Source organism: Marinobacter segnicrescens (assembly GCF_900111555.1).
Lineage (GTDB): Bacteria > Pseudomonadota > Gammaproteobacteria > Pseudomonadales > Oleiphilaceae > Marinobacter > Marinobacter segnicrescens.
Genome location: NZ_FOHZ01000045.1, coordinates 1 through 13,560, shown reverse-complemented (window position 1 = coordinate 13,560; position 13,560 = coordinate 1). Strand labels below are relative to the sequence as shown.

At 56.0% G+C, this 13,560-nt stretch carries 18 protein-coding genes and 3 pseudogenes; 11 read left to right on the top strand and 10 right to left on the bottom strand.

All coding sequences use genetic code 11. The features are described 5' to 3' along the window. From istB to BM036_RS18935, 4 genes and pseudogenes are all read left to right on the top strand, one after another. A pseudogene (istB, locus tag BM036_RS18950) lies at window positions 1-477 on the top strand (IS21-like element ISSpu5 family helper ATPase IstB); the annotation flags it as partial. A 113-nt stretch (window positions 478-590) separates the two neighbouring features. Next, window positions 591-1,493, top strand: a pseudogene (locus BM036_RS18945) (IS630 family transposase); the annotation flags it as partial. 313 nt (window positions 1,494-1,806) lie between these two features. Continuing rightward, on the top strand, window positions 1,807-2,292 hold the full coding sequence (locus BM036_RS18940) for a PaaI family thioesterase (protein WP_091855206.1): 486 nt from the start codon (window positions 1,807-1,809) through the stop codon (window positions 2,290-2,292). After that, window positions 2,289-2,756, top strand: a complete 468-nt coding sequence (locus BM036_RS18935) for a PaaI family thioesterase (RefSeq protein ID WP_091855205.1) — start codon at window positions 2,289-2,291, stop codon at window positions 2,754-2,756. The genes BM036_RS18940 and BM036_RS18935 overlap by 4 nt, the downstream gene beginning before the upstream one ends. A gap of 335 nt (window positions 2,757-3,091) precedes the next feature. Here BM036_RS18935 and BM036_RS18930 read toward each other — a convergent pair whose 3' ends face one another. The 9 genes and pseudogenes from BM036_RS18930 to BM036_RS18895 all read right to left on the bottom strand — a co-directional run bounded on the left by BM036_RS18930 (window position 3,092) and on the right by BM036_RS18895 (window position 7,679). Continuing rightward, window positions 3,092-3,883, bottom strand: coding sequence for a MipA/OmpV family protein (locus BM036_RS18930; RefSeq protein WP_091855204.1), 792 nt, complete (start codon window positions 3,881-3,883; stop codon window positions 3,092-3,094). Window positions 3,884-3,909: 26 nt separating this feature from the next. Next, complete coding sequence (locus BM036_RS18925) at window positions 3,910-4,554, bottom strand: TolC family protein (RefSeq protein ID WP_177186114.1); 645 nt, start codon at window positions 4,552-4,554, stop codon at window positions 3,910-3,912. Further along, window positions 4,531-4,770: pseudogene (locus BM036_RS20620) on the bottom strand (transposase); the annotation flags it as partial. The pseudogene BM036_RS20620 and the gene BM036_RS18925, both read right to left, overlap by 24 nt. Before the next feature lie 36 nt (window positions 4,771-4,806). Then, window positions 4,807-5,118, bottom strand: coding sequence for a nucleotidyltransferase family protein (locus BM036_RS18920; protein ID WP_143066663.1), 312 nt, complete (start codon window positions 5,116-5,118; stop codon window positions 4,807-4,809). A gap of 9 nt (window positions 5,119-5,127) precedes the next feature. Next, entirely contained in the window at window positions 5,128-5,367 is a 240-nt protein-coding gene (locus tag BM036_RS18915) for a hypothetical protein (RefSeq protein WP_091855201.1), read from the bottom strand. Further along, entirely contained in the window at window positions 5,364-6,020 is a 657-nt protein-coding gene (locus BM036_RS18910; RefSeq protein ID WP_091855200.1) for a metallophosphatase domain-containing protein, read from the bottom strand. The genes BM036_RS18915 and BM036_RS18910 overlap by 4 nt, the downstream gene beginning before the upstream one ends. Next, window positions 6,020-6,643, bottom strand: a complete 624-nt coding sequence (locus BM036_RS18905; RefSeq protein WP_091855199.1) for a 3'-5' exonuclease — start codon at window positions 6,641-6,643, stop codon at window positions 6,020-6,022. Before BM036_RS18905 ends, BM036_RS18910 begins: the two co-directional genes overlap by 1 nt. Beyond that, window positions 6,640-7,335, bottom strand: a complete 696-nt coding sequence (locus BM036_RS18900; protein WP_091855198.1) for a metallophosphoesterase — start codon at window positions 7,333-7,335, stop codon at window positions 6,640-6,642. Before BM036_RS18900 ends, BM036_RS18905 begins: the two co-directional genes overlap by 4 nt. Further along, window positions 7,332-7,679, bottom strand: a complete 348-nt coding sequence (locus BM036_RS18895; protein ID WP_091855197.1) for a hypothetical protein — start codon at window positions 7,677-7,679, stop codon at window positions 7,332-7,334. The genes BM036_RS18900 and BM036_RS18895 overlap by 4 nt, the downstream gene beginning before the upstream one ends. A gap of 267 nt (window positions 7,680-7,946) precedes the next feature. Here BM036_RS18895 and BM036_RS18890 point away from each other — a divergent pair, with 267 nt between their 5' ends. The 7 genes from BM036_RS18890 to BM036_RS18855 all read left to right on the top strand — a co-directional run bounded on the left by BM036_RS18890 (window position 7,947) and on the right by BM036_RS18855 (window position 12,963). Beyond that, window positions 7,947-8,339, top strand: a complete 393-nt coding sequence (locus BM036_RS18890) for a hypothetical protein (RefSeq protein ID WP_143066662.1) — start codon at window positions 7,947-7,949, stop codon at window positions 8,337-8,339. 106 nt (window positions 8,340-8,445) lie between these two features. Then, on the top strand, window positions 8,446-8,748 hold the full coding sequence (locus BM036_RS18885) for a helix-turn-helix domain-containing protein (protein ID WP_091855195.1): 303 nt from the start codon (window positions 8,446-8,448) through the stop codon (window positions 8,746-8,748). Window positions 8,749-8,848: 100 nt separating this feature from the next. Next, entirely contained in the window at window positions 8,849-9,643 is a 795-nt protein-coding gene (locus BM036_RS18880; RefSeq protein ID WP_091855194.1) for a metallophosphoesterase family protein, read from the top strand. Next, window positions 9,631-10,983 carry a type II toxin-antitoxin system HipA family toxin gene (locus tag BM036_RS18875; RefSeq protein ID WP_091855193.1) on the top strand — a complete coding sequence of 451 codons (1,353 nt, stop codon included), beginning with the start codon at window positions 9,631-9,633 and terminating at the stop codon, window positions 10,981-10,983. Before BM036_RS18880 ends, BM036_RS18875 begins: the two co-directional genes overlap by 13 nt. A gap of 8 nt (window positions 10,984-10,991) precedes the next feature. Then, on the top strand, window positions 10,992-11,702 hold the full coding sequence (locus tag BM036_RS18870; protein ID WP_091855192.1) for a hypothetical protein: 711 nt from the start codon (window positions 10,992-10,994) through the stop codon (window positions 11,700-11,702). A gap of 131 nt (window positions 11,703-11,833) precedes the next feature. Continuing rightward, entirely contained in the window at window positions 11,834-12,148 is a 315-nt protein-coding gene (locus BM036_RS18865; protein ID WP_143066661.1) for a DUF2384 domain-containing protein, read from the top strand. Window positions 12,149-12,606: 458 nt separating this feature from the next. After that, entirely contained in the window at window positions 12,607-12,963 is a 357-nt protein-coding gene (locus BM036_RS18855) for an MbcA/ParS/Xre antitoxin family protein (protein WP_218144846.1), read from the top strand. Between the two features lie 295 nt (window positions 12,964-13,258). Here BM036_RS18855 and BM036_RS18850 read toward each other — a convergent pair. Then, a partial coding sequence (locus BM036_RS18850; protein WP_177186113.1) for a transposase occupies window positions 13,259-13,560 on the bottom strand: 302 nt, incomplete at its 5' end.

The following is a 13,560-nucleotide window of genomic DNA, read 5'->3' as shown; positions in this document are numbered from 1 at the left end:
CAGTGGGTCAAAGAACACCTGAACGTGCTCATCACTGGTCCCACCGGGGTTGGCAAAACCTGGCTGGCCTGTGCACTGGCACACAAGGCCTGCCGGGAAGGCTACACCGCACAGTACGTGCGCCTGACCCGACTGATGCGGGAGCTGACCATTGCCAAGGGCGACGGCCAATACTCAAAACTCCTGACAAGTCTGGCCAAGGTCGACGTGCTGATCCTGGATGACTGGGGGCTGATGAAGCTGAGCGCGGAGAACCGAAGGGACTTGCTGGAGGTGCTGGAAGACCGACATGGCCGGCGCTCCACTATCGCCACCAGCCAACTACCCATCGAGGAATGGCACGGCGTGATCGGTGACGCCACTCTGGCAGATGCCATCCTGGACCGGCTCGTACACAACGCCTACAAGATCAATCTGCGGGGCGAATCCATGCGAAAACAGCAGGCAAAGTTGACGGGCACTGAGACTTCGGAGTAAGAAGAGAAACCCCGCGTCGCTACGCTCCGATGGGTGGCAGCCTTGCTCCGGTCCGGGTGGCAGGCTTCACGCGGAATGGGTGGCAACCTTCAGCGGTTTACGCAACGGCCACGGTATTCAAGTGGCGTAATCGTTACACCGAACAGGGCCTGAGCGGTCTTCAGGATGCACCAAGACCCGGGCAACCCAGAAAGCTGAATCAGAAAAAGGTTAAGGCAATTCTTGATGACACGGTCAAAAAGCTGCCCAAGGAATCAACCCACTGGAGCGTCCGGTTGATGGCCGAATATGCCGGTGTTAGTCGCTGGCAAGTGCATCAGATCTGGAAAGCCGCTGACCTGAAACCGCACCGGCTGAAAACTTTCAAAATCAGCAATGATCCGGACTTTGCTGATAAAGTTTTCGATGTTGTCGGTTTGTACCTGAATCCGCCGGATAACGCCCTGGTGCTGTCTGTTGATGAGAAAACGCAGATCCAGGCACTGGATCGTACGCAGCCTAAACTCCAACTGAAACCCGGCCAGATTGAGCGCCGCACCCACGATTACAAGAGGCACGGTACGACCAGCTTATACGCGGCCCTGAACATACTGAACGGTGAAGTGATCGGGCGCATCACGCAACGCCACCGTGCCAAAGAATTTCTCGACTTTCTGCGGCAAATTGATCGAGGAACACCGAAAGAGCAGGACCTCCATCTGATTTTGGACAACAGCTCGACTCATAAAACACCAGAGGTAAAAGCCTGGCTGGAGAAACACCCCCGGTTCACGCTTCACTTCACACCAACCAGTGCCTCTTGGCTGAATGCCGTGGAGGGCTGGTTTGGTCAGCTGGAACGCCGCGCTTTGTACCGTGGAATCTTTACCAGTGTGGGCGAACTTAAGACGGCGATTCGCCGGTATATAAAGACCCATAACGAGAAACTGGCCAAGCCGTTCCGGTGGCACAAAAGTGCAGAATCGATTATGACTTCAGTGGCGCGAGCAAAGCTGAGCATCATTGATAATAAATAAACGAATTAACCGGACGGGACACTAGTCATCCAGTTTGCGCACCGTCGTGACTGGTCTGAGAACCATAGCTTCAATATCTCCTTGGCACGGCCAGCGTAATGTTCAAAAAATCAACTATATAGCCTTTGTGTGATGGTACGCCATCATGCAAGTAACCGCCATTTATACCCGCCAGAGCTTGACTATTGGTTGGTTAACCAACCAAAATAACTAAAACACCGCTCCGACACAAAGTATGGTATTTACAGATGAACCATCTCGCCCGAAAGCTTTCCTGTTTCCGCAAGCTTAGCATTCCGGCTGGGCAGCGCTGATGACTGAATCCCACGAAAAAAGGCACAGTAATGCCGTGATGACCGCGTGGCAGTTCACCCAAGAGGTCCCCCATGGTCAGGATTTGGGCATGCAGGTTGTTTCTGTGAACGGGGGAGAGGTCTGCATGCGCCTGATGCCACAGTCATGGATGATCGCCGACGATGGCGCAAAGGAGATTTGCACCGGCGTGTTGTATTCGCTCGCGGACTCGGCCAGCGGGCTGGCAGTATTTGCCGAAGCCCGGGAGCTCACCCCGATCGCCACACTGGATCTCCGAATGGATTACTTTCGGTCCGCCACCACCGAGCGCGCCCTGCTGGCGGTAGCAGCCTGTCGTTACCTTACGGACGAAATCGCGTTCATTCACTGTAACATCTTCCCTGAGGGCGATAAGCAGCCGGTTGCGGCGGGTAGCGCAACCTTCATGCGCAATACCCGCGGCCAACGTTTCCAGACTACTTTAGGACAGAAAAGAGAAGCATGAGCCAGCGTATCGATTCACTGCAACCAGGTCCGGACCTACGGGAAGGCAACAATGAATACTGGCAAACCTTGCTGGAACGCATTCCCTACGCTCGCCATCTCGGGCTTCAGGCTCAACAAGACTCCAGTGGGGTATGGGTTCATCTGCCTTATCAAAAGTCTTTGATTGGCAACTTTATGCTGCCCGCCCTGCATGGCGGTGTACTTGGTGCGCTGATCGAGATCACGGCGCGGATTGCTGCGCACGGCAAAGGTGCGCAGGCATCGTACCCACGCATACTGGACAGCAACATCAACTACCTTCGGTCAGCGCAGGCACGATCTACCTTCGCCAGTGCCGAGGTTGTCCGCCAGGGGCGCCGCACCAGCTTGGTACAGGTAAACTGCTGGCAGAGGGAACGGAGTGTACTGATCGCCAGCGGTCGGGTTCAGTTGCTGCTTGCAACCACAGCAGGCAACCAATAGTCCTTCTATGCAAGGTGGATAGATAGAATATAACCGAGATTGATGCGTTCCAGGACTTTGGCGGTCAGCCAGTCTCTCTTTGGTGATGGCCGTATTTCAAACAGCGCCTTATTTTCACTGGCCTGCATGGGAGAGGAATGGGACGGCGCCGGCGTGCCAGTGTTCCTGGCTGTCGAGACCTGACTGTTTTACTGGGCCGCATGGGTAAGCTGGCTGGCCGGCCTTGCAACGGCTTATGCCGCAACTCTTGCGTATGGGCAGCCAGCATCTGAGCGGATGTTGTCGGTGAGCTAGAGATAATGCCAGTTTCGGCTGAGGCGACCCCGACGCCCTTATTAGAATCGATAATTGATTAATGCGCCACCAAACGCCTGAGTGGCGTTACCGACGTCGTCCACAATCGGGCTGTCTTCTGCCTCGCCGGTGAGGTAAGCCACGCCTGCAAGGCCGGTCAGCGACCATGAAGGGGTCATCCGGTAAGTCAGCGCGCCCCCTAGCCGGGCCCGAAGATATCCGCTGTCTGCCGAAAAGCGGGGCAGACCGGAACGCGCGCTCTCGACCGCTGAGATATTGAAAAGGTCTTCGGTCCACTGTTTGCTGGAGTAAGTCAGGCCTGGCCCCACAGACAATGACAAGTTATCAGAGACCGGCGTTCGCCAACTGCTGCGAAGCTTAATCTGGTAACCATCCACATCTCCCGTGACCGGGGTGCGTACGGAAGCGCTGTGATCGAATGGGCCCGCCTGGTATCGCAGACGCAGACCCAGAGCGGCCCCCGAATCGACTTCATCGAGTGCTTCGATGTCGCCTTCGTTGTCCCGACCACCCACATAGCCAAGAAACGTGGACAATTGCCAGTCATTCTGGTTAAGCAGGTTCCAGCCCAAACCATCCCGGATATTGAGATAGAATCGCTCGCCATAGCGCAGGTTGATATTGGGGAGTGCGTGGGTTTCATAGTCGTCACTACCGAGATAATCCGGGGCATAGAATGCGCCTGCACCGATACTGCCGTCCCAGTCGGCGCCGGTCATGGCGCTTTGCCATTCGCTGTCTGCCACGGCTGTGGCAGAGACCGCGCTCAGAGACAGGGTTACTAAGGTTTTGTGCAAATATCTTGAAAACATGCTGTTGTGCCTCTTATGGGTTTTATTCAGTCTTGCGTGGGATCCTCGATGGTCTCATCGTCCCCGGCAATTGCCTCGATGCCAGGAGCGGAGGCGCTGAGCCAGCGGTTGAGCTGGATCAGGTCATCGGGGCTGAGGGTGCCGGCGGACTGTTTCAGGCGCAGACTGTTGAGGATGTAGTCATAACGGGCGTTGGCATAGTTCTGCAGGGCCTCGTAGTAATCCCGTTCGGCATCCAGCACCTCGACGATGTTGCGGGTGCCGACATCGTAGCCGGCGCGGGTGGCGTCGAGTGCGCTTCGCCTTGAGACGATGGTCTGTTCGAGCGCTGATGCGGATTCGATGTTGGTGTTAACGGAGCGGAAAAAGCTGCGGGTATCGACCCGAACGTCCCGGCGAACCGTGCTCAGGGCTTCATCGGCTGCGGTCACTCGTGAGCGCTGTTGACGGACCCCGGCCTGTGTCCCGCCGCCGCTGTACAGGGGCACATTCAGGGTCACGCCAATAACGCCCTCGGTGGTGGTGCCGTTGCCAGTGCGGGTGGCACCGCCACTGCCGGATGTGCCTCCGGTGTTGCCGGCCCTCAGGCCATCAATATCGGTCTCGCCATAGGAGATGTTCAGGTCCAGGGTCGGGTAGTGTCCGGCCTTCAGAGCTTCTGTGTCCAGCATGGACTCGGCCAGCAACTTCTTGAGCCGGGCGTTCTCTTCCTCAAGAGCTTTCAGGCGACGGGCTTCAGAGACTTCCAGGCCGCCATACTTCTTGCGCCATGTGTAGAAGGTTGCGTCCGAGATGTTGTACTTTCGGCACAGCTCTTTGACCGGAAGGCCAGCCTCGGCTTCCTTCAGAATGGGAATGATCTGTTCTTCGGTGAATCGCTTCTTCATGTTCATCGTCCTCTCTGGTGATGAACATTACTAAGATCAGGATGGATTAGAAAGTTGGGTGCAGGTCAGACCTAGTAGCATCACAGCAACGTCGACGTCGCTCTCACAATGATAATCTCCTCGAGCCCGGTTGCCGAACAGAACCAGTTGGATAACAGCATAGTTGTCCGCGAGTCTCTCGCGGAACTGGAGGATTACGTCGCCGATATCAACTTGGCCGTCCATAATCGTTTGCTCGAGGCCAACAGAGGGCGCCTGGTCCCACTCTTTCAGTTCGTCTGGGATGGGCGCGGCTGAATCACATTGAGCCATCAAATCTGTCAGGTTGTATCGGTTCCTTTGTGACACCGGCTCCTCCTATCGCAGCGGTCCACGACGACCCAGAATCACGGCGGCCTGCATGATGCCGGTGGCTGGCTGCTCGAAACGCTCAGACGGTTGATACTGACCGTCCCACGGCTGGGCATGACGATAGCGCACCACGTCTTGCCCTTTCAGCTCTACGATCTCGTCAAATCCGTTCTCATACCCCTCCACCAGAACGGGTGTGTCCGGAGGCAAAACTCTCAATCGGGCGATCAGTTCGTCAGCGGTCATCGACAATCTCCTGTCTTGCTCGGATCGAACACAATGAGTGGATTGGTAGGCTCGTATCGGGCGGTGCAGGTGCTCGCGTTTATGAGTCGGGTCTGCGCGCGCCGATATTGGCCGTAGCCCTCGTGAATGTGACCGAATACGTGGGCCTGAAGGTTGGGGAGTTGTTCCAGACGCTGTTCGAGGTCAACGCAGCCGACCCCCCTGGTGCGAAAATCCACCGCTACCTGGTCACCAATGCCTCTTGGTGGACCATGGGTTATCAACACGTCGGTATTTTTCGGAATCAGCTGCCATTTTTCACGCAATGCCTGGCCCCGCTCGAGCATAAACGCCCAGTTCAGGAACTGCGGCGTCCAGGGGGAGCCCCAAAACCGCAGCCCATCAAGTTCGACCCCACTGTCTTCCAGGTATATGGCATGGGTTAACGTCTCTCGGGCCAACTCTGGTGCTTCCTGAAAGACCCAGTCGTGATTACCGGCAATAACGATCTTGTGCCGGTGGGGTAACGTTCCAAGCCAATCGTTCAGGTCGGCCAGATTTTCCAGCGTACCCTGGCCCAGGCTGTCACCGGCGTGGATCAGTACGTCGCCATCCGGAACCGCCGGGATTCGTCGGTGTAAGCCGTGGGTGTCCGAAATACACACGAGCCTCATTACGATCTCTCCTGAGGACTCGGATGGGTGAGCAATGGATCCTGGAGCGACCAATCCATATACGGGAGCAGGCGAACCATATTTCTTGCATCGTCCACGCCGCGGTGATGGTGCCCTTCGAATTCAAGATGATGGTAGGCGAGCGCGTGAGCTAGACCGTTTTTCCGTTTCTGTCCGGTCGTGCGACGCCAGATCCGCTTGAGGTTGAGATGGGGCGACAACATGAAGTCAGGGGCCACGTTATGCTTCGTGCTATCGGCCAGGATATGAAGCCGATCGTAGTTTCCCCAGCTGCACCAGATAAACGATTGCGCTCGCTCTCCCAGCCAGTTATCCAGTTGCCCAACAACCTCCGGGAATGTTGGAGCGTCGTCGACCATGGATTGCTCAATGCCGGTCAGTGCCGTGCAGAATTGGCTAAGCCGGGGTGACCAGGTTGGCCTGACCAGAAACGACCTGCTGTCCAAGAGTTCTCCATGCCGAGTGGCCAGCGCGCACCCAAACTCAATGATCTCCATATTGGTAACGCTCTGGGGTTCACCATTCGGAGCTCGCCGGTTCTCCCAACAGGTAGCCTCCAGATCCACCACGAGGAGTGGAGCATCAGGAAAATGTTCTGTCATGACGATTCTCGCCTCGCAAGTGTAACGAGCTCCTGCACCGGTAACAGCGTGGGCTCACCCGATGTCTCAAGCGTGTCGATCCAGAGCTGGTTTCCTCGTTGAACGATGTCTTGAGTACCGATGTGCCCGGAAACGACGGCGCTCACACCCGCGATCGACTGCCCGGGACCGGTGGCCCGGTTCCACGGCCAGGTGCAGTCGATGGCGATTTGGTCGGTGTATTCAATAGTCGCCAGCTCACACCAGTCATCGACCGGCGACTGGGCGTGCACAAGGCCCAGTGGACCTTCCGCGGTCTCGATCGTCATGGTTAGCGGTAGATGGTTCGCGCACTTCGTCGTCAGATTGCGATACTGGCCGAAACTCAACTCATCGACCCATTCACCGCCGATGCGCCGATGCTCTTCCCGGTACCCCGGCCGGATGGCACCACCGATAAACATCAGTTCGTGATTGCCCATCACCGAGAAAACGTTGTCGGTCTGCAGGGCCCAGTTGAGTATGTCAGCTGATTGCGGTCCCCGGTCAATCAGGTCGCCCAACAGAAATAGACGGTCCGTTTCCAGATCGATGTCCTTTTCTCCAAGGATTGCCATCAAAAGGTTCCAATGGCCATGCAGGTCGCCACAGACCCAGTCCCGGCCATACCGGTTCCTCTCGAAATGCTGATGGACAATCAGATTCCGTCTCATGAAGGAGGCTGCTCGTCATCTGGGCTTGGGTCGCGATGAGGTCGGTTTCGGTTGTGCGCATCATCCGGAACGCTTTTTGATGCTTCGCCAAGTAGCCGCTCCCCCATGTCAATGAATGCGGTCATGGCCTCGCTCATCGTCTGATAGGGCTCCTTCCCGGACTGTTGCTGCCGATGAACAATCGCTAGCCGCATTAGCCCCTCGTAGCTAAGCGGATCCAGCACGACGCCAAGAAGATCCTCCCCATCATTGACCCCAATTGGAGCGGCTTGGAGGCAGGCCGCAGCGTGGGTACGCAATGTGTCTATTGTGACAAAACCGTTGACAAACGAATGGTTCGACATTTTTACATCCCTGCTTGGGTGTTTCATTTTATTAAGCTACTCTGTCTTGAAACTGAATGCAAAAGCTCAACGGTAGTAAACGATACAATTTGTATCATTGGACGAGGGCAGTAGTTCGAGGGTGGAGGGCGTGAAGTGATTAAAAAAATCAGTGAAAACAGTATTCTGGAGAGTCTGGATGCTTACGCCGCCCACGCCGATGTACTCTCAGATGGGCCCTTGAGTAATATTTTTGCGTACCGAGCATTTGACCTGAGGGATCGGTTCTTGGCGCCTTTTCCGGACTTCCGCAGTGCCCTCGAGGCACTCCAGAGCGATACCAGCTATTTGCCAGAGATGTCCGGTGAGATCGTGGCCTACTGCCGGGATGGTCGCTGGTTCGAGATCCCCACGCGGTTCTATATTCGTCGGCCACCGCGGTTTGCTGACCGTGAAGCTGCCGAGCGATGGGTACGGGAACGTCAGCAGGCCATCGAGCAGGGTAAACCCGGCGCCAAGCTGATGGGGTATGTCGTGGCGCGACCGGGGGATCCCATCGAAAAGCAGATCGACGATGCGCTCGCTTTTCGTGACTGCCGCCTAGTCGGACCAGAGGAGAACGATGAGCTCTGTGAGCGGGTAGCTCGCTGGCTAGCTGACCAGGTAAATACCGATTACTGAGTATTCACTATATCCAGTAGGTCTATGGTGTCTGAGCACCAGTCTTGCCCTGGGTCGGGAATCTTGCGGCCCCCTCTTCAGAAAACAGTTAAATGGATGGCGATGAATGGCGAATCTAAAAACTCTGAAAACAAAGGCCTTAAAGGACCCGGCGGTACGTTCTGAGTATGACCGATTGACCACCGAATTCGATCTGACGGACCTCTTAATCACCTTAAGAACCCGCGCAGGTCTAACTCAAGAAGACTTGGCAAAAGGTCTAAAAACCGACAAGAGCGGCATTTCTGCCATTGAGCGAGGTCGGGGAAGCTGGCGCATGATGCAAAACTATGCAGGGGCATGTGGTTATCGCTTAATGATCGATGCCATCGATCTTACTGCTACGCGAGCTTCAGAAACAGGTAGATGATGTATCAGTCGGGAGCGCGAGTAGGGTTATGGTCCCCCAAGAGAACCGATAACGTTTTCGAGCGTGTTGAGCTCTAATCATTTAAACGTGTGGTGTATGCATGCTGAAGGTCATTGAAGTTGAGCAGCAGCCATTTCACACCGTGCCCCATCGAACCAGCGGCCCCTCAGGGAAACCGCTGCGTAAGCATCTGCCCTTTCATCGGGCCTGGGCCACTGGGTTGCCCGATGGCGTAGAGGCGCTGATTTTTGTCTCCGACCTGCAGGGGCGTGAAGACGGCGGCGCCAACCGTCTGATGGGGGTGCCTGTAGCGGAAGCGTTGGTGGCATTAGTGGCGGAAGGTACGATTCCGCGGCCGCAAGCGGCGTTTCTGTGTGGCGATCTTTACGATTATCCAGACTGCCACAAACGCGGTGGAACCGGCCCGGTGGATGAGGTTTACGAGGCATTCGCTCAGCTGGCGCCACAGGTCCTCGCCGTGCATGGCAATCACGATGAGTTGGCGGAACCGAAGGCGCTGCCAAAGTCGGTTCAAATTCTCGATGGTCAGGTTCGCAACGCAGCCGGACTGCGGGTCGGTGGCGTCAGCGGCATCATCGGGAATCCCGGGCGTCACCAGCGGCGGGATGAGGAAGCGTTCCTGACGGTCATGGAGTCGGTCACCGCCCTGCGACCGCACATGATCCTTTTGCATCAGGGGCCGGAGGACGTTGAGCGTCGCCGCCGTGGCGATCCCGGCGTAACGCTTTCACTAGAGACAGGGTATACCGGTCTGACTGTGTTCGGACACTCCCATTGGGACTGGCCATGGCTGATAACCCTGGGCGAGGGGCAGGCTCTCAACGTCGATGGGAGGGTCTTGATTTTACAAAGGAGTGACGAATGGGCAGTGTGACACTGGAACGGTGGAGCTCGGCAGGCTGGGGGGAGCTGGCCAATATTTCCCTCTTTGAACCGAAACATGGCTTACACAGCCCCATGCGCCTAGACTATGACACCGGAGTAATTCTGCTTGGCTCCGAGATTTTGCCGGAGTCAGCAGACTTTGATGAAGACAATGATGTCCCGATCTTCAGTCTGCCCTTCGTGCAGTGGCCAAGCCCGGCTATTCCCGGGGATGTATTCCGGACCTACGAAGGAGAGCCTGTTGCTGCCCTGCTCAGAGACCTGATTCCCAGCGGCTGGGCTCGCCGGCGCTTACTGGGGAAGATGGGTCACCGACGCCAGGATGGTCCTCACTTTGATCTGGCGTTGTTGCAGCATGGGACCTGTTCGCCAATCGGTAACCTGCGAATCAACCACCCTGATTCGGAGCGAGCGACGCAGTTCGCACCAACCCCCCTTGATCTCGACAATCCCTCAGAATGGCGCTCGCCCTTGGTGTCGTCGGAGTATGAGCGGGGTGAGGATCGTGCACGTCCCCTTTGGGCCGGACTGGGTGCCGGCGGCGAAAGCCCCAAGCTATTGGTCAACCGGTGCGGCAATGGCCAGTATTACCTTGATGGCAACGAAACGCATGCCTATCCAATCACTGACTACTGGCTGGTGAAATGGCCCCGGGAGCCGGTCACTCGCAACCGGGTCGACATCCTATATGCGGAATATCTGTACCTGCAGGCACTGCAGACCCTCGGCTTCGATGCGCCCGAGGTCCAGTGGCGTGAGGATGCCCTATGGATTCGACGCTTCGACCGGGGACCTGGAGGGGAACGCTATCCGGTGGAGTCGTTGTATAATGTGATGGGTCGTATCGGCAACGGTGCTCGTCTGAGCCATATCGATGTGTTGTACACGATCCTGCCCTTGGCCAGTGATTCGGACGAGATGCTGATCGAATACCTGATCCGCGATCACCTTAACCGCCTGCTGGGCAACTGTGACAATCACGGGCGCAACACCGCCTTCCATCGCACCGAACGGGGCATCCATCTCACCCCGCTGTACGATGTCGCCCCCATGGTTATGGACGAAGACGGTATCGCCTGGGCCACGACCTGGCCGCGCGACTGGCTGAATCAGGGGCACCCGGACTGGATTGCCATCGTCCAACGATTCGCCCATGACCCCGAGCGGGTCTTTGATGGGTTGCAATCGCGCTGTGTGGCCCTTACTGATCTGGAACAAACCGCACAGTGGCAGGTGTTGCCCGAATCTGTCAGAAAGCACACCAGGGTTATGCCAATCGGTGTGCCCATCGACTTGTATACTTGCATACATAACCAGAAGAGAGCCTGACGCCATCTATGGCCATACATTTTTATGACGAGGGTGAGCTGTCGTCCGGATTCTATGGTTGGCGGGTTGCCGCAATGATTCGTGGAAAACGCTATCAGAAATATCTGAGTCTGCGCCGACCCAGTGACAACGTTCCCCAGGAGCTTTGGCACCGGTACCAGAAAACCCGCGCCGAATACTACGATGCCCGATGGTCGATGCGCGCCGCCGCTGTGAAGTACCTGGACTTCATCCGCACAGAGCATGCTCGGAGCAAGCCCTATCGGGGCGTGGGTTTTCAGGGCATCACCCTGGGCATTGGCACCATTGGCGGTGGCCAGACCGAACAGTGTTATTTTCAAATCAATGCGCCTGGCAACCCGGTGCGAATTGCGATCACGGAACATCAGTCCCTGTCACAGGCGTGGGACAAGGCACTGTCGCTGTGGGGCGAAGCGTTCCAGATTCGACACAAGGACATCGAAACCAGACGTCAGAACCCGCCCACTCCGGAGCAGTTCAAACAGCTGCGAAAGCATTTGAATGACGAGCAAAAAGCCAGCCTGGGCGTAGGGGTACTGCATCATGTATACGCCGAACAGCGGGCCGAACTTGAGCGCAACAAATCCCGCTCCCGTCTCAAGGACCAGCCTGTGGAACAGGATGAACTGCTGGATATCCATTCCCGGCTTGAACGGGAGATCAGTGAGCATATGGAGAAGTCCGGGGCCCGGGCCTGAACCACGGGAGTACCACTAACCTTGGCGCTGCCCCAAACCGGAGTGAGAGCGTTATGCGGAGTGACCGTGACAAAGAACTCAGTGTATCGGAGCAGGAAGCGCGTGTCGGGCTGATAGGATTCCGGTACATCATGGAGCAGTGGCAATGCACGGTCGAAGAGCAGCAGCAACTGCTATCACTGGACGCGGACACCTTTCAGGTTCTTCAGTCGCAAGCTTCTCCGAAGATGCCGGATGATGTTCTGATGCGTATCAGCTACCTGATGGGCATATATCGGGCGTTGAACACCTTGTATCCCACGGAAGAACGAGCTGCGGGGCGCATTCGTCTTCCGACGACAGACGAGCCATTTTGTGGACGGTCGGCGCTGAACTTCATGCTCACCCATTCCCTCGAGGGAATGGCCTTGACACGCCGGTATTTAGACTGGATAGCCCAAGCATAATGTCCTACAAGGGTAAGCAGGTTCGCTGTTCAACAAGTATGCGGCGTGGTGTTTTCTGGCTGTCCGGTTCCATGCCGCTTGAGGCTCCGTGTCCCGGTGGCCGGAATCACCGGGACAGAAAATAGTACGTTTAGTCGGTTTCTGCTATTCCCCTGAAAAAGCCGGGCTAACGTTAACTCAACAGGACGGAGAAGTTTTATGTTTGTCGCTGGCTACTTGTTCAAGGAAACCCATAATGACGTTCACTACGTTCGGACAGAGCATGGCGGGACAGGCGACGGTTACCGCATGAATTTTACTACGGAGCCGACAGAAGCGCGGGGATTTCCGAACCATAACGATGCGATAGAGTGTGTGATGCAGTTAATGGCCGATTTCGAATGGGATCCAGATTATCGATGGACACCTGTCACAGTCGACATGACGAGTGGGAAAATGGTGAAAATAATGGACGCTCGATGGCACAACTGATGGTGATGACTCCCGAAACCCAAACTCTACCTACTGAATCGACTGAAACAGCTCTTCGAATCTTTCATCGCATAGCGCGCGCCTGGGGACTAGACGACTCAGAAGTATCGGAGCTTCTGGGTGCTCCTGGCAATACCGATGAGACCATATCAGAGTCGGCAATGGAGCGGGTTTCAGACGTTTTCGGGATCTACAAAAATCTGAGGATAATTTTTCCGACGGAACAGCAAGCGAACGAATGGGTGAAAAAACCAAACAAGGCTTTCGGCAATTGGACCGCGATAGAAGTCATGGTCGACGATCTGTCCACTGTTCGACGGTACCTAGATTCACAACTGGTCTGATCCAGGAGGCAAGAAGTGTTTTTGCTGTTTGGGTCCGCCTATCCAACACGAACTGCAGGCCACGAAGACGCCTTCGACCCAGGTTCTTCTGCCAGCAACTTGGAGGCGGGCAGTAGAAGCAGGCTGGGGTATTGGCGTCATTAGTTCACCGATAAGGGGAAAGGGGGGAAAGGTTTCGGGTGTCCCGTAATTCGAGCAAATTTCAGGTTCTCTCCGCTGAAGAATGCCATCAGGGCAGGCAGGACGATTGCACCCAATGGGAGCAAGTACTAACCCGAAATAAAGTAAGCGAACATCATCCAGAGATATAAGCCAGGTCCGGATGACCAAAAAACGATTTCAATAGCTTTGGCAATTTCTGCAAGCGCCGAAGCTGCCGGTAAACAATGCTCCGAAGTTGTTCTTTACTGTTGATGATCTTTTTACCGACGTGGTGGTATTTGATGTAGCCCCAAACAGACTCATCAGGGTTCAGCTCCGGCGAGTACGGCGGCAGGAAGAACAGCCTGAGCTTGCCGTCGAGGCTCTCGACATACTCGCGAACGCGACGAGCATGGTGAACCGGGTGGTTATCGAGGATCAGGAAAACCGGCTTGT

Excerpts from the sequence above, each read along its gene's own strand:
- BM036_RS18940 (WP_091855206.1), top strand. The coding sequence starts at position 1,807 with ATGACTGAATCCCACGAAAAAAGGCACAGTAATGCCGTGATGACCGCG.
- BM036_RS18935 (WP_091855205.1), top strand. The coding sequence starts at position 2,289 with ATGAGCCAGCGTATCGATTCACTGCAACCAGGTCCGGACCTACGGGAA.
- BM036_RS18930 (WP_091855204.1), bottom strand. The coding sequence starts at position 3,883 with ATGTTTTCAAGATATTTGCACAAAACCTTAGTAACCCTGTCTCTGAGC.
- BM036_RS18925 (WP_177186114.1), bottom strand. The coding sequence starts at position 4,554 with ATGCTGGACACAGAAGCTCTGAAGGCCGGACACTACCCGACCCTGGAC.
- BM036_RS18915 (WP_091855201.1), bottom strand. The coding sequence starts at position 5,367 with ATGACCGCTGACGAACTGATCGCCCGATTGAGAGTTTTGCCTCCGGAC.
- BM036_RS18910 (WP_091855200.1), bottom strand. The coding sequence starts at position 6,020 with ATGAGGCTCGTGTGTATTTCGGACACCCACGGCTTACACCGACGAATC.
- BM036_RS18905 (WP_091855199.1), bottom strand. The coding sequence starts at position 6,643 with ATGACAGAACATTTTCCTGATGCTCCACTCCTCGTGGTGGATCTGGAG.
- BM036_RS18900 (WP_091855198.1), bottom strand. The coding sequence starts at position 7,335 with ATGAGACGGAATCTGATTGTCCATCAGCATTTCGAGAGGAACCGGTAT.
- BM036_RS18895 (WP_091855197.1), bottom strand. The coding sequence starts at position 7,679 with ATGTCGAACCATTCGTTTGTCAACGGTTTTGTCACAATAGACACATTG.
- BM036_RS18885 (WP_091855195.1), top strand. The coding sequence starts at position 8,446 with ATGGCGAATCTAAAAACTCTGAAAACAAAGGCCTTAAAGGACCCGGCG.
- BM036_RS18880 (WP_091855194.1), top strand. The coding sequence starts at position 8,849 with ATGCTGAAGGTCATTGAAGTTGAGCAGCAGCCATTTCACACCGTGCCC.
- BM036_RS18875 (WP_091855193.1), top strand. The coding sequence starts at position 9,631 with ATGGGCAGTGTGACACTGGAACGGTGGAGCTCGGCAGGCTGGGGGGAG.
- BM036_RS18870 (WP_091855192.1), top strand. The coding sequence starts at position 10,992 with ATGGCCATACATTTTTATGACGAGGGTGAGCTGTCGTCCGGATTCTAT.
- BM036_RS18865 (WP_143066661.1), top strand. The coding sequence starts at position 11,834 with ATGGAGCAGTGGCAATGCACGGTCGAAGAGCAGCAGCAACTGCTATCA.
- BM036_RS18855 (WP_218144846.1), top strand. The coding sequence starts at position 12,607 with ATGGCACAACTGATGGTGATGACTCCCGAAACCCAAACTCTACCTACT.